Raw genomic sequence first — 14748 nt, forward strand, 5'->3', positions numbered from 1 at the left:
GCCTAGGGCGGTGAGGTCCCCCCAGCTTCACCGCCCGCCTTTTTCTCGACCCGAGACTCTCCCACTCGGCTTGCATGCGATTGCCGCTCGCGCCATGTTTAGAGAAGGTGACCTCCTTGACCGCCGCCGAACGCACGATGCGCCTCCTCATCATTGAAGACGACCGCGAATCCGCCGACTACCTCGTGAAGGCGTTTCGCGAAGTCGGACACATTGCCGACCACGCCCCCGACGGCGAGGAAGGCCTCGCCATGGCCGAGAACGGGGACTACGACGTGCTGGTGGTCGACCGCATGCTGCCCAAGCGCGACGGCTTGTCGTTGATCGGCGCGCTGCGCGACAAGGGCAACACCGCGCCGGTGCTGATTCTCTCCGCGCTCGGGCAGGTCGACGACCGCATCAAGGGCCTGCGCGCCGGCGGCGACGACTATCTGCCCAAGCCCTATTCCTTCGCCGAGCTCCTGGCGCGGGTCGAGGTGCTGTCGCGCCGCCGCGGCGGCCCGGCGGAGGACACGCTCTATCGTGTCGGCGATCTCGAGCTCGACCGGCTCTCCCATCGCGTCGCCCGCGGCAAGGACGAATTGACGCTTCAGCCGCGCGAATTCCGCCTGCTCGAATACCTCATGAAGCACGCCGGCCAGGTGGTGACGCGCACCATGCTGTTGGAGAACGTCTGGGACTATCATTTCGATCCGCAGACCAACGTGATCGACGTGCACATTTCGCGGCTGCGCTCCAAGATCGACAAGGGTTTTGAGCGGCCGCTGCTGCACACGATCCGCGGCGCCGGGTATATGATCCGTGACGGCATTCGGTAAACTGATCCGCACCACGGCATTCCGGCTGACGCTGGTCTACCTGTTTCTGTTCGCGATTTTCGCAGCCTCGCTGCTCGCCTATTTCGCCTGGAATACGCGGCGGCTCATCACCGAGGAAATCACGCAGACGGTGAATGCCGAGACCTCGGAGATCAACGAGATCTACGGCCGCCGCGGCCTCGTCGGCCTCGTGCGCGCGATCGAGTATCGGGCGCTGCGGCCGGGTGCCAATCTTTACCTCGTGACGACGCCGACGGGGCAGGCGGTGGCCGGCAATGTCGGCTCGCTGGCGCCGGGCGTGATGGCAACGCGCGGCTGGACCGAGACGGCCTATCGGCGGATCGAGGACGCCGACGAGCGCGATCACCGCGCGCTCGTGCGCGTCACCGAGCTCGAAAACGGCTTCCGGCTGCTGATCGGCCGCGACCTCGCCGAGCGGCGTCGTCTGTTCGGCATCGTCGCCAAGGCCGCGCAATGGTCAGTCCTGATCGTGGTCGTGCTCGGGCTCGGCGGCGGCGTCTTCGTCGCGCGCAGAGTGCTCAGGCGCATCGACGCGATGAGCGGCACGGCGCACCGCATCATGACCGGCGATCTCAGCGAGCGCCTGCCGGTGGGGCGCAGCGGCGACGAGCTCGACCGCCTCGCCGAAAACCTCAATGCCATGCTGGAGCGCATCGAGGCGCTGATGGCGGGGCTGAAGGAGGTCTCCGACAATATCGCCCACGATCTCAAGACGCCGCTGACACGCTTGCGCAACCGCGCCGAGGAGGCGTTGGCGAAATCGGGCTGCGAGGCCGACTACCGCGCCGCGCTGGAGCGGACCATCGAGGAATCCGACGGGCTGATCCGCACCTTCAACGCGCTGCTGATGATCGCGCGCGCCGAGTCCGGCCAGGCGCGCGGCAACATGGACGATTTCGACGCCGCCGATGTCGCGGGCGGCATCCACGAGCTCTACGAGCCGCTCGCCGAAGACGACGGCATGACCCTGAAGGTCAAGGCCGATCCGACGCCGGTTCACGGCAACCGTGAGCTGATCAGCCAGGCGCTCGCCAATCTGGTCGAGAATGCCATCAAATACGGCAAGCCGGTCACGCAGGCCGGCGGAACCGTGGTCAGCATGGACTCTGGGCAGATCATGATCGAGGCGAAGCGCGAGGGCGACCAGGTGCTGCTGAGCGTCACCGATCGCGGCCCCGGTATTCCGGAAGCCGACCGCAAACATGCTGTCGAACGATTCGTCCGGCTTGAAGCTAGCCGCACGCTGCCGGGCTCCGGCCTCGGCCTCAGCCTTGCCTCCGCAGTTGCGACGCTCCATGGCGGAGAATTGCGGCTGGGCGATGCCCATCCCGGCCTCGTCGCCACGCTGGTGCTGCCGGCGCGCGCGGGCGCGGGCGACAGGGTTGCTCCTCCAATACCGGATGTGCCACAGAAGGTGGCATGAACCACTCCGCGCCGGGAAACGCGGACAAGCATGGTGAGAGCCTGGCCGCACGCTTCGCGGAGGCTCCCCATATTGCCGCTTCCACAACCGACGAACGACGTTTTGAAAGCTGGCTGGCCGAGCTCGAGCCGGCACAATCGGCTCGTCTCGAAGCGCTGCTGGTTCAGCCCTTCGGCCGGAATATCCTCGCCGGCATCGCGGAATTCTCGCCCTATCTGTTCGATCTGGTGCGCGCCGATCCGCTGCGCCTGATCCGGCTGCTCGAATGCGATCCGGATACTCATCTCGCCGCACTGATCGCGGAGGCGAGGGGCGCGGTGCTCGCGGCACCTGACGAGGCCGAGGTGATGCGGCTGCTTCGCCGCATGAAGGCGGAGGCGGCGCTCCTGACCGCGTTGTGCGACATCGGCGGGGTCTGGCCGGTGATGCGGGTGACGGCGGCGCTGACCGATGTCGCGGTCTCCTCCGTGCAGGCGGCGCTCCAGTACCTGCTGCGGCAGGAAGCCGCACGAGGAAAGCTTTTCCCGCCTAATCCCGAGGCACCGGAAGAGGGCTGTGGCCTGATCGTGCTCGCGATGGGCAAGATGGGGGCGGGCGAGCTGAACTATTCCAGCGACATCGACCTCATCGTGTTCTTCGACCCTGACGCCACGACGCTGGCGCCGGATATCGAGCCGCAGCCGTTTTTCGTCCGCGTGACGCAAGGCATGGCACGCATTCTCCAGCAGCGCACCTATGACGGCTATGTCTTCCGCGTCGATCTGCGCCTGCGCCCCGATCCGTCCTCGACGCAGGTGGCGATCTCACGGGACGCCGCGCTGCATTACTACGAGCGGGAAGGGCGCACCTGGGAACGCGCCGCGATGATCAAGGCGCGCGCCTGTGCCGGCGATGCCAGGGCAGGCGAGGCGCTGCTCGCCGAGATCGCCCCCTTCGTCTGGCGCAAGCATCTCGACTTCGCCGCGCTTGCCGACGTCCACGACATGAAGCGGCAGATGCAGACCTATCGCGGCCAGAGTGAGGTCGCGGTCGAAGGGCACAACGTCAAGGTCGGCCGCGGCGGCATCCGCGAGATCGAGTTTTTCGCGCAGACCCAGCAGTTGATCGCCGGCGGCCGCCATCCGGAATTGCGGGTGCGGCCGACGCTCGCCGCGCTCGATGTGCTCGCCAGCAGCAACTGGATCACCCTTGCGGCGCGTGACGAACTCGCCAGGGCGTACGAATTCCTGCGCCGGGTCGAGCATCGCCTCCAGATGGTCGCCGACGAGCAGACCCATGCGCTGCCCGACGACAGGGAAGCGGTCGAGCGCTTTGCCCGGTTCTTCGGCTATCCGGATCGCGAGGCCTTTGCGCGCGACCTGCTGCGGCAGCTCGAGATCGTGCAGGGGCACTACGAGAAGCTGTTCGAGGGCGATGACCCGACCGGCACGGCAAAGCTGCCGGCGCTCGACTACAGTGCAGGTCCCGACGATCCGCGCCTGTTCCAGCACCTGACGACGCTCGGCTTCAAGAAGCCTGCCGCCGTGGCGCAGACCGTGCGCGACTGGATCACGGGCGACTATCGCGTGTTCCGCAACGAGGCGACGCGAAGCGCCTTCATCGAATTCGTGCCGGCCCTGATCGACGGCCTCGCCCTCGCCGAGGAGCCGGACCGCGCCGTCGTGGCGTTCGATCAATTCCTTGGGGCGCTCCAGCGTGGCGGCCGGCTGATCACGCTGCTTGGCCAGAACCGCGATCTCGTCGCGCTCGTGGCGCTGGTGCTGGGCGCGGCGCCGCGGCTCGGCGAGATGCTGGCGCGGCAGCCGCAGCTCATGGATGGGTTGATCGATCCGCGCTTCTTCGGCGCGATGCCGGACAGGCGGGAATTGTCCGGGCGGCTCGCCGCCACCGTGCAGGATGCGGCCTCATATGAGGAATTCCTCGATCGCCTGCGCCTGTTCGGGCAGGAGAGCCTGTTCCTGATCGGCACGCGCATCCTCTCCGGAACGGTCTCGGCGCAGCAGGCGAGCACGGCCTTTGCCGACGTCGCCGAAGGCGTCGTCCACACAGTGCATGACCTCGTTGCCGATCGCTTTGCCGCCCAGCACGGCCGGATCAAGGGGCAGGAGACGGCGATCATCGCGATGGGCCGGCTCGGCAGCCGCGAAATGACCGCGTCGTCCGATCTCGACCTGATCCTGCTGTACGATTTCGACAGCGAGAATCCGGACTCGGACGGGCCGAAATCGCTTCAGGGCGCGCATTATTTCGCGCGCTTCACCCAGCGCCTGATCAGCGCCTTCACGACGCGCACCAATTACGGCGTGCTCTATGAGATCGACATGCGGCTGCGCCCGTCGGGGCGGGCCGGCCCGGTGGCCTCGAGCCTTGCCTCCTTCGCGGATTATCAGGCCAACGAGGCCTGGACCTGGGAGCACATGGCACTGACGCGTGCCCGCGTGGTGTCGGCATCGGCTGAATTCGGCGAGCGGATCGCGGGCGTCATCCGCGATGTCCTGACCCGCCGCCGCGATCCTGCCACCATCGCCAACGACGTCGCCGACATGCGGCGCGCGATCGCGCAGGAGAAGGGCGAGACCGACTATTGGGATCTCAAATATGCCGCCGGCGGCATGATCGACATCGATTTCATCGCGCAATATCTCCAGCTCGTGCATGCCCATCACAAGCCGGATATTCTCGACGTCAGCACGCTTCAGGTGCTGGACAATGCGGCGAGGCTCGGCGTGCTGCCGCAGTCGGAGGCCGAGATCCTGCGTGCCGCAGCGCGGCTCTATCACGACCTGACGCAGATCCTGCGGCTCTGCGTCAGCGACCGCTTCAAGCCGGAAACCGCCGGCACCGATCTCCAACGCGTGATGGCGCGTGCCGGCGACGCGCCGGATTTCTCGTCGCTGGAGGCGCGTGTGAAGGAGACGCAGAGCGAGGTGCGGCGCGTGTTCAGGGCGTTGCTGGAAGGGACGTCGCCGGCTTCAGCGAGGTGAGGGCCTCGCGGACATTGGGCTCCAGGCCCGTGCCGCCGGCGTCGAGATGGGCGAAGATCGCGCGCTTCATCCGGGGATCCCAGAACTTCTTGATATGCTCGGCGATTCCCGGCACGGCCTTGTCGTGGCCCTGGCTCTGGAAGAACCTGCCGATCTGGTTGGCCATGTAGATCAGGCGGTCAGGCGACATCGGCAACCTCCGTAGCATGGCAGGCGACGATGCGGCCGCCATGCGTAAACACTTCGAACCCGTCTTGCCGGGCAATGGCGATCAGCGTGATGCCGGCGGCTTCCGCGGTGCGGACCGCGAGCGCGGTCGGCGCGGAGACCGCGACCATCAGCGGGGCGCCGATCGCGGCGGTTTTCTGCACCATCTCGACCGAGACGCGGCTCGTCAGCAGCACCATGCCGCCGCGCGCATCCGTCCGGCTGCGCGCCAGCGCACCGGCAAGCTTGTCAAGCGCGTTGTGGCGGCCGACATCCTCGCGCAGCGCGACGATGTTGCCGGCAGGAGACCAGAACGCGGCGGCGTGAACGGCGCGGGTCTGCATGTTGATCGATTGCAGCGGCGCGATGGCCTGCATCGCCGTCATGATCTGCTCGGGCGTGAAGGTCTGCCCCGGCGGCACGACGGCCGCAGGCCGCACGGCTTCGGCAATGGACTCGATGCCGCAGATGCCGCAGCCGGTCGGGCCGGCGATATGACGCCGCCGTTCGCTGATGCGCGCGGCTTGGTCCGGCGCAAGCCACATGCGCAGCTCGATGCCGTCGTCGAGGCGGACTATTTCGAGCGACCGGATGTCGTCGACCGATCTGACGATGCCTTCGCTGAGGCTGAAGCCGACTGCGAAGTCCTCGAGGTTTTGCGGCGTCCCCATCATGACGGCATAGGTGCCGCCATTGTAGGTCAGCGCCAGCGGCGTCTCCTCGGGGATCAGCCGCGTGCCCTCGGACGCAACGCTGTGGCGCCAGATCTCGCGGTCGATGGCCTGGACCGGCACGTGCATGCGCTTACTCCGCAGCCTCGGCGGGCGCGATGCGGCGGGAGTGCCGCGCCTGCGCGTCATAGGACTTCTGCCAGTCGGACGGGCCGTTCGACGGCGAGATCTGCACCGCCGTGACCTTGTATTCGGGACAGTTGGTCGCCCAGTCCGAATAGTCCGTCGTGATGACGTTGGCCTGTGTGTCCGGGTGGTGGAAGGTGGTGTAGACGACGCCCGGCGCGACGCGATCGGTGATCTCCGCGCGCAGCGTGGTCTCGCCGGCGCGGCTCGTCAACCGCACCCAGTCGCCGTCGCGCACCCCGCGCTGCTCGGCGTCGTGTGGGTGGATCTCCAGCCGGTCCTCGGCATGCCAGACCACGTTCTCGGTCCGCCTTGTCTGCGCGCCGACATTGTACTGGCTGAGGATGCGCCCCGTGGTGAGCAGCAGCGGGAAACGTGGGCCGGTCCGCTCGTCGGTCGCGACATATTCGGTGACGATGAACTTGCCCTTGCCGCGGACGAAGCCGTCGATATGCATCACCGGCGTGCCCTCGGGCGCCTTCTCGTTGCACGGCCACTGCACCGAGCCGAGCTCGTCGAGCTTGGCATAGGAGACGCCGGTGAAGGTCGGCGTCAGCGCCGCGATCTCGTCCATGATCTCGGACGGGTGGCTGTAGTTCATCTCGAAGCCCATGGCCTTGGCAAGGCCGATGGTGACTTCCCAGTCGGCCATGCCGTTCTTCGGCGTCATCACCTTGCGCACGCGCTGGATGCGGCGTTCAGCGTTGGTAAAGGTGCCGTCCTTCTCGAGGAAGCTCGAGCCGGGCAGGAAGACGTGGGCGTAGTTCGCGGTCTCGTTCAGGAACAGGTCGTGGACGATCACGCATTCCATCGCCGACAGCGCCGCCACCACATGCGAGGTGTTGGGGTCGGACTGGAGGATGTCCTCGCCCTGCACATAGATGCCCATGAAAGTGCCCTCGATCGCGGCATCGAACATGTTGGGAATACGCAGGCCCGGCTCCGGATTGAGCTTGACGTTCCAGAGCGCCTCGAACTGGTCGCGCACGGCATCGCCCGAGATGTGGCGGTAGCCGGGCAGCTCGTGCGGGAACGAGCCCATGTCGCAGGAACCCTGCACGTTGTTCTGGCCGCGCAACGGGTTCACGCCGACGCCGGGACGGCCGATATTGCCGGTCGCCATCGCGAGGTTGGCGATCGCGATCACCGTGGTCGAACCCTGGCTGTGCTCGGTGACGCCGAGACCGTAATAGATCGCGCCGTTGCCGCCGGTGGCGTAGATGCGGGCCGCTTCGCGCAGCGCCTTGGGGTCCACGCCGGTGAGGATCGCCGTTGCTTCCGGGCTGTTGTTCGGCTGGGCGACGAAGGCGGCCCATTCCTCGAACTCGGTCCAGTCGCAGCGCTCGCGCACGAAGGCTTCGTTGACGAGGCCCTCGGTGACGATGACATGCGCCAGCGCGGTGACGACCGCGACGTTGGTGCCGGGCATCAGCGGCAGATGCAGCGCCTTCACATGCGGCGATTCCACCATCTCGGTGCGGCGCGGATCGATCACGATCAGCTTGGCACCCTGGCGCAGGCGCTTCTTCAGGCGCGAGGCGAAGACGGGGTGTGCGGAGGCCGGATTGGCGCCGATGACGACGGCGACGTCGGTGTTCTCCACGGAGTCGAAGTCCTGGGTGCCGGCCGACGTGCCGAAGGTCTGCGACAGGCCATAGCCGGTCGGCGAGTGGCAGACGCGGGCGCAGGTATCGACATTGTTGTTGCCGAAACCGGCCCGGATCAGCTTCTGCACCAGATAGGTCTCTTCGTTGGTGCAGCGGGACGAGGTGATGCCGCCGATGGCGTCGCGGCCGTACTTGTTCTGGATGCCGCGCATCCTGGTGGCGGCGAAGGAGAACGCCTCATCCCAGGACACTTCGCGCCAGGGATCCTCGATCCGTTCGCGGATCATCGGCTTGAGGATGCGTTCCTTGTGGCTGGTGTAGCCCCAGGCGAAGCGTCCCTTGACGCAGGAATGGCCGCGATTGGCCTTGCCGTCCTTGTACGGCACCATGCGCACGACTTCCTCGCCGCGCATCTCCGCCTTGAAGGCGCAGCCGACGCCGCAATAGGCGCAGGTTGTGACGACCGAATGCTCGGGCTGGCCGATCTCGATGACGGATTTTTCGGTCAACGTCGCGGTCGGGCAGGCCTGCACGCAGGCGCCGCAGGAGACGCATTCGGAGCCGAGGAAGCTCTCGCTCATGCCGGGCGAGACGCGGCTGTCGAAGCCGCGGCCCGAGATCGTCAGCGCGAAGGTGCCTTGCACCTCCTCGCAGGCGCGGACGCAGCGCGAGCAGACGATGCACTTGGAGGGATCGTAGGTGAAGTAGGGGTTGGACTCGTCCTTCGGCATCCAGGCGGCGTTGACCTCACCGTTGGATTTCGCGAAGACATGGTTCTCGCCCTCGTAGCCGTAGCGCACGTCGCGCAGGCCCACGGCGCCGGCCATGTCCTGCAACTCGCAATCGCCGTTGGCGCCGCAGGTGAGGCAGTCGAGCGGGTGATCGGAGATATAGAGCTCCATCACGCCCTTGCGCAGCTTCTTCAGCCGGTCGGTCTGGGTGTGCACGACGAGGCCCGGCATCACAGGCGTGGTGCAGGAGGCCGGCGTGCCGGCGCGGCCTTCGATCTCGACGAGGCAGAGGCGGCAGGAGCCGAATGCATCGACCATGTCGGTCGCGCAGAGTTTCGGGATCTGGTGGCCGGCTTCCATCGCCGCGCGCATGATCGAGGTGCCCTCGGGCACCGAGATCTCCTTGCCGTCGATGGTCAGCGTCACCATCGTTCCCGATTTGGCGCGCGGCGTGCCGAAGTCGATTTCTTCGATCAGAGACATTGTCGTTCTCCTATTCCGCGGCCTGAAGCGTGATCGGCGCCGGGACGAAGTCCTCCCGGAAGTGCTTCAATGCGCTGAGCACAGGATAGGGCGTGAAGCCGCCGAGCGCGCAGAGCGAGCCGAATTTCATGGTGTTGCAGAGGTCTTCGACGAGCGCGAGGTTTTCGCCGACGCGCTCGCCGTTGATGATCTTCTCGATGGTCTCGACGCCGCGGGTCGAGCCGATCCGGCAGGGCGTGCACTTGCCGCAGGATTCGACGGCGCAGAATTCCATCGCGAAGCGCGCCTGCCTGCGCATGTCGACGCTGTCGTCGAACACGACGATGCCGCCATGGCCGATCAGCCCGTCGCGCGCAGCAAAGGCCTCGTAGTCGAACGGCGTGTCGAACAGCGCGCGGGGGAAGTAAGCGCCAAGGGGCCCGCCGACCTGCACCGCGCGGACCGGGCGGCCCGTGACCGTGCCGCCGCCGATGTCGTCGACAAGCTCGCCCAGCGTCACGCCGAACGCGGTCTCGTACAGGCCGCCATGGCGGATATTGCCGGCGAGCTGGATCGGCATCGTGCCGCGCGAGCGGCCCATGCCGAAATCGGCATAGGCCTTGGCGCCTTCGGCGAGGATGAAGGGGATCGCCGCGAACGACAGCACGTTGTTGATCACGGTCGGCTTGCCGAACAGGCCGTGATGGGCCGGCAGGGGCGGCTTGGCGCGCACGATGCCGCGGCGGCCTTCGAGGCTCTCCAGCAGCGATGTTTCCTCGCCGCAGACATAGGCGCCGGCGCCGACGCGGACTTCGAGGTCGAAGCTGTAGGTCGAGCCGCCGATCTTGTCGCCGAGATAACCGCCGCGCTTCGCAGCCTGGATGGCGGCCTTCATCGCCTCGACCGCGTGCGGATATTCGCTGCGAATGTAGATGTAGCCCTTGGTCGCGCCGACGGTGATGCCGGCGGTGGTCATGCCCTCGATCACCAGGAAGGGATCGCCTTCCATGATCATGCGGTCGGCGAAGGTACCGCTGTCGCCTTCGTCGGCGTTGCAGACGATGAACTTGCGGTCGGCCTTGGCCTGGGCAACCGTCTTCCATTTGATGCCGGTCGGAAAGCCCGCGCCGCCGCGGCCGCGCAGGCCCGATGCGGTGACCTCGGTGAGGATGGCCTCCGAGCCGAGCGACAGCGCGCGCTCCAGGCCCTTGTAGCCACCGTGGGCGCGGTAGTCCTCGAGCGAGCGCGGATCGATCACGCCGCAGCGGGCGAAGGTGAGGCGGGTCTGGCGCTTCAGCCAGGGAATCTCGTCGGTCGCCCCTAACCGCAGCAGATGCGGCGTATTGCTGGCGAGCGCGTCGAGCAGGGAGGGTACATCGGTCTCGGTGACCGGGCCGAACGCGATCCGGCCCTGCGGCGTCGCGACCTCGACCAGCGGCTCCAGCCAGTACATGCCCCGCGAGCCGGTCCTGATGATTTCGATGGCGACGCCGCGCTTGGCCGCAGCCTGTTCCAGCGCCAGCGCAACCTCGTCGGCGCCGACGGCCAACGCACCCGCGTCGCGTGAGACGAAGAGACGCATGCTCATCGCTGTGCCTCCGCAACCAGCGCATCGAGACGCTTCTCGTCGAGCCGGCCGACGAGGCGACCGTCGAGCATCGCGGACGGTGCGGTCGCGCAGAGCCCGAGGCAGTAGATCGGCTCCAGCGTGACGCGATCATCGGCCGTCGTGTTGCCAAGCGACACGCCGAGCCGGGCCTCCGCACGCGCGGCCAGCGCATCGCCGCCCGCAGCCTGGCAGGCCTCGGCGCGGCAAAGCTTCAGCACGTGGCGGCCGGCCGGCTTGTGGCGGAAGTCATGGTAGAAGGTGAACACGCCATGCACTTCGGCGCGCGACAGATTGAGCGCTTGTGCCACCATGGGAATGGCGGCCTCCGGCACGTAGCCGAACGCCTCCTGGAGCGCATGCAGGATGACCAGCGTCGCGCCCTCCTGCCTTGCATGTTCGGCGATGATCTCGGCGCCGCGCGTCTCGTCCCAAGGCTCGTAACAAGGCTCGTAAGTCGCTGTCATTCTTTGTTCTCAACCTGAGCGTTCCTGCCTCGCAAACTATTTGGAATCATTCGAAGATCAATAAAGCTGTCTCATGCTGCGATTGCGAATTCAGATCGATTGGCGGATGCAATCGATCGATACGGAAGTGGAATTAATCGCATTTCGCTTGCCGGTTTTTCCGTGTTGGCAAGGACCTGCCGTGCTAGCTTGCATGCCACGACAGAATTCGAGGGGACGTCCGGTTGATCGACAAGCTTGAACTGCTGCTGGCGCTGGCGAAGGAACGGCATTTCGGACGCGCGGCGGAAGCCTGCGGGGTCACCCAGCCGACGATGTCGACCGGGCTCAAGCAGCTCGAGGAGATCCTCGGCGTGATGCTGGTCCAGCGCGGGTCCCGCTTCCAGGGCTTTACGCCCGAGGGCGAGCGGGCGCTGGACTGGGCGCGGCGGATCGTGGGTGATGCCCGCGCGATGCGCCAGGAGATCAACTCGCTGAAGGACAAGCTCTCCGGTGAGATCCGCATCGCGGCGATCCCGACCGTGCTCGGCATGGTTGCCGCGCTGACGACGCCGTTCCGCGCCAGGCATCCCGAGGTGCGCTTCCGCATCCAGTCCACAACGTCATCGGAGGTGCTCGGGCTGCTCGAAAATCTCGAGGTGGACGCGGGGCTGACCTATATCGAGAACGAGCCGATCGGCAAGGTGCGCACCATTCCGCTCTACAACGAGAGCTATCGCCTCCTCACCGCGCCTGATGCGATGTTCGGTGATCGCGAGACGGTGACCTGGACCGAGGTCGGGCAGGTGCCGCTGTGCCTGCTCACGCCCGACATGCAGAACCGCCGCATCATCGACCGCGCGCTGCGCTCGGTCGGCGCGGAGGCGACGCCGACGCTGACCTCGAACTCGCTGCTCGTGCTGTTCACGCACGTGAAGACGGGACGCTGGGCGAGCGTGATGCCGGCCAAGCTCGCCGAGACGCTTGGCCTGTCCGATACCGTGCGTTCGATCCCGATCGTCGACCCCGAGGTCAATTACAGCATCGGCATGGTGATCCCGCAGCGCGATCCGATGACGCCGCTGATCGCGGCGCTGGTCAATGTCGCGCGCGAGGTCGCGCCGACGCTGCAATTGTAGCTTCAGGCCGCGGCGGATATCCCTGACGCCGCCTTGACGGCGTCGCGCGGCAGCGTCACGCGGACGACGGTGCCGACATCGATCTTCGAGCGTAGCCGCATCGAGCCGCCGTGGAGCTGCGCCAGCGAGCGTGCGATGGCGAGGCCCAGCCCCGAGCCGTGATAGGTCTTCGTGAGCTGGCTCTCGACCTGCTCGAACGGGCGTCCGAGCCGCGCCAGGGAGTGCGGGGCGATCCCGATGCCGGTGTCGGCGATCATCAGCACGATCCTGTCGTCGAGCTGCCGGCTGCGCACCACGATGCGTCCGCCGTCGGGCGTGAACTTCACCGCGTTCGAGAGCAGGTTGACGATGATCTGCTTGGTGGCGCGGCGGTCGGCGACGACGGAGATCGATTTCTCGATATCGGCATCGAGCGTCAGGTGCTTGTCCTGCGCGCGGCCGGAGACGACGCGCAGGGATTCCGCGAGCGTCCGCGCGAGGTCGAGCTCCTCCATGTCGAGCTTCATGCGGCCGGCCTCGATCTTGGACATGTCGAGGATGTCGTTGATGACTTCGAGAAGGTAGTGGCCGCTGGTCAGGATGTCCTGGCAATATTCCTGGTACTTCTCGCTGCCGAGCTCGCCGAACAGGCCCGAGCCCATGATCTCGGAGAAGCCGATGATGGCGTTGAGCGGCGTGCGCAGCTCGTGGCTCATATTGGCGAGGAATTTCGACTTGGTCTGGTTGGCTTCCTCGGCGCGGGTCTTCTCGCGCTGATACTTCTCGGCGAGGTCGGCGAGCTCGTTGGTCTGGCGTTCGAGCGCGGCCTGCGAGCGCTTGAGGTCGATGACGGTGGCGCGCAGGCGCAGATCGTTGTCGACCAGCTTCTGCTCGTGCTCCTTGATGCGGGTGATGTCGGTGCCGACCGAGACGTAGCCGCCGTCCTTGGTGCGGCGCTCGCTGATGTGCAGCCAGCTACCGTCGTCGAGCTGCGCCTCGAAGGTGCGCGCGCCCGGGCCTTGGGCAGCTGTCTCGTTGTGGCGGGTGCGCACCTCCGGCATGCGGCCGACCTCGAGCACGGTTTCGTAGGAGGTGCCGGGAATGACGGCGCTGTCGGGCAGCTTGTGCAGGCGCTGGAAGTGCGAGTTGCAGAGCACGAGGCGGTCGCTCGCGTCCCACAGCACGAAGGCCTCCGGAATGGTCTCGATGGCGTCGCGCAGGCGCAGATCGGCTTCCACCGTGCGCTCGGCGAGGCTCTTCTGCTCGGTGATGTCGACGGCGATTCCGATCAGGTGAACGCTGGAGTCGGTCGCACCGCTCGTCTTTTCGCAGCGGACGCGGAGCCAGATCCAGTGGCCGTCGACATGCTGCATGCGGAAGGTCTGGTCGATGTGGTCGATCTTCTCGGAGATGAGCTGGTCGGCGATCTCGAACAGGTCGATGTCGTCGGACTTCACCAGCGCGTTGACCTCGCCGAAGGTGAGGAGCTCGTTGCGGCCGTCGAGGCCCAGCATCGAGAACATCGACTGCGACCAGAAGATCCGGCCGCGCGACAGGTCCCAGTCCCAGAGACCGCAGCGGCCGCGGTTGAGCGCGGTGTCGATGCGGCCGCGCACCGCGTCGTTGATGAGATCGCCCTCGCGGGCGCGGGTCGACTGCCAGTGGAAGGCGAAACCGAGGATCAGGACGACGAAGCCGGTGGTGGCCGACAGCGTCACCGAGAGCGCGGCGTCCGAACCCCAGATCGGCTCGTTGCGCTCCTGGATCACGGTGACGAAGCCGGGCAGCGACTTGATCTGCCGCGAGATCGCCATCGCGGCGTTGCCGTTCGGCAGCGTCATGTCGGAGATGTTGCCGTCGCGCGGCGGCGCCGCGAGCAACTGCGCCGTGGTGATGGAATCGAGCAGGCGGTCGTTGCCCGAGCGATCGCTGTCGACGGGAATGCGGGCGAGGATGCGGCGGTCGACGCCGGCCGAGGTGACGATGACATGGCGGCCCGTGGCCGTGCCCCAGGACGGGATCAGGTCGGGCAGCAGCGTCGGCATGTTCTCGATGTTCTTCAGCCGTTCCTGCCGCGAGGTGGTGAGGCGGTCGATGCGCTCGGCGAGCAAATCGGCGAGTGCCGAGATGTCATGGCGGATCACCAGCCGCTTCTGGCGCGTCTGGTCGACGACCTGCACGAACGCGCCGAGGCAGATCGTGATCAGGAACGCGATGATGAGCGTCGGCACGGCGCGACGCAGCGCCGGCTCCGCGATCAGCAGCCGGTGATAGGCAGGTTTCGCGATCGATTGCGCCAATCCTTTGATCGAATCGGATTGGACGCACGCGTTCGCGGCGTCTGCACGCGACATGCCTTCGGCCCCCTGGAAAACTTGCTTGCAACTTGAGTTCGGAAGCAGCCCCACATCGCTTCCGAATCACACCGATTTGAATCCAGTTTTGCCGGGCTGTCGAGAGTCAACGAA

The 14748-nt window shown here is 66.6% G+C and carries 10 protein-coding genes; 4 read left to right on the plus strand and 6 right to left on the minus strand.

Translation table 11 applies throughout. The annotated features are described in order from the left end of the window. The first annotated feature begins 137 nt into the window (after nucleotides 1-137). From ACE10W_RS12500 to ACE10W_RS12510, 3 genes are read left to right on the plus strand one after another with little or no spacing between them, the layout of a single operon-like run. A complete protein-coding gene (locus ACE10W_RS12500) occupies nucleotides 138-818 on the plus strand; it encodes a response regulator transcription factor (RefSeq protein ID WP_038965709.1) in 681 nt (226 codons plus the stop codon). Then, nucleotides 802-2262, plus strand: a complete 1461-nt coding sequence (locus ACE10W_RS12505) for an ATP-binding protein (protein ID WP_011085916.1) — start codon at nucleotides 802-804, stop codon at nucleotides 2260-2262. Before ACE10W_RS12500 ends, ACE10W_RS12505 begins: the two co-directional genes overlap by 17 nt. Then, entirely contained in the window at nucleotides 2259-5246 is a 2988-nt protein-coding gene (locus tag ACE10W_RS12510; RefSeq protein ID WP_304551842.1) for a bifunctional [glutamine synthetase] adenylyltransferase/[glutamine synthetase]-adenylyl-L-tyrosine phosphorylase, read from the plus strand. The genes ACE10W_RS12505 and ACE10W_RS12510 overlap by 4 nt, the downstream gene beginning before the upstream one ends. On the opposite strand, the gene ACE10W_RS12515 is transcribed toward ACE10W_RS12510, so the two are convergent. From ACE10W_RS12515 to ACE10W_RS12535, 5 genes are read right to left on the minus strand one after another with little or no spacing between them, the layout of a single operon-like run. Next, complete coding sequence (locus ACE10W_RS12515; RefSeq protein WP_060911217.1) at nucleotides 5203-5436, minus strand: formate dehydrogenase subunit delta; 234 nt, start codon at nucleotides 5434-5436, stop codon at nucleotides 5203-5205. The two genes, ACE10W_RS12510 and ACE10W_RS12515, sit on opposite strands and share 44 nt — an antisense overlap. After that, entirely contained in the window at nucleotides 5426-6253 is an 828-nt protein-coding gene (gene fdhD, locus ACE10W_RS12520; protein WP_060911218.1) for a formate dehydrogenase accessory sulfurtransferase FdhD, read from the minus strand. The genes ACE10W_RS12515 and fdhD overlap by 11 nt, the downstream gene beginning before the upstream one ends. 4 nt (nucleotides 6254-6257) lie before the next feature. Next, the gene (gene fdhF, locus ACE10W_RS12525) at nucleotides 6258-9131 is read right to left on the minus strand and encodes a formate dehydrogenase subunit alpha (protein WP_304551846.1); all 2874 of its coding nucleotides are present in this window, start codon (nucleotides 9129-9131) and stop codon (nucleotides 6258-6260) included. 10 nt (nucleotides 9132-9141) lie between these two features. Further along, the gene (locus ACE10W_RS12530) at nucleotides 9142-10698 is read right to left on the minus strand and encodes an NADH-quinone oxidoreductase subunit NuoF (protein WP_304551848.1); all 1557 of its coding nucleotides are present in this window, start codon (nucleotides 10696-10698) and stop codon (nucleotides 9142-9144) included. Next, entirely contained in the window at nucleotides 10695-11183 is a 489-nt protein-coding gene (locus tag ACE10W_RS12535; protein WP_028172230.1) for a formate dehydrogenase subunit gamma, read from the minus strand. The genes ACE10W_RS12530 and ACE10W_RS12535 overlap by 4 nt, the downstream gene beginning before the upstream one ends. A gap of 224 nt (nucleotides 11184-11407) precedes the next feature. On the opposite strand from ACE10W_RS12535, the gene ACE10W_RS12540 reads away from it, so the two are divergent. Beyond that, nucleotides 11408-12301 carry a LysR family transcriptional regulator gene (locus ACE10W_RS12540; RefSeq protein WP_011085923.1) on the plus strand — a complete coding sequence of 298 codons (894 nt, stop codon included), beginning with the start codon at nucleotides 11408-11410 and terminating at the stop codon, nucleotides 12299-12301. 2 nt (nucleotides 12302-12303) lie between these two features. Here ACE10W_RS12540 and ACE10W_RS12545 read toward each other — a convergent pair whose 3' ends face one another. Continuing rightward, a complete protein-coding gene (locus ACE10W_RS12545) occupies nucleotides 12304-14634 on the minus strand; it encodes a PAS domain-containing sensor histidine kinase (RefSeq protein WP_304551853.1) in 2331 nt (776 codons plus the stop codon). Nucleotides 14635-14748: the final 114 nt, after the last annotated feature.

It is taken from the genome of Bradyrhizobium sp. B025, from assembly GCF_042257955.1.
In the GTDB taxonomy this organism is placed as follows: domain Bacteria; phylum Pseudomonadota; class Alphaproteobacteria; order Rhizobiales; family Xanthobacteraceae; genus Bradyrhizobium; species Bradyrhizobium diazoefficiens.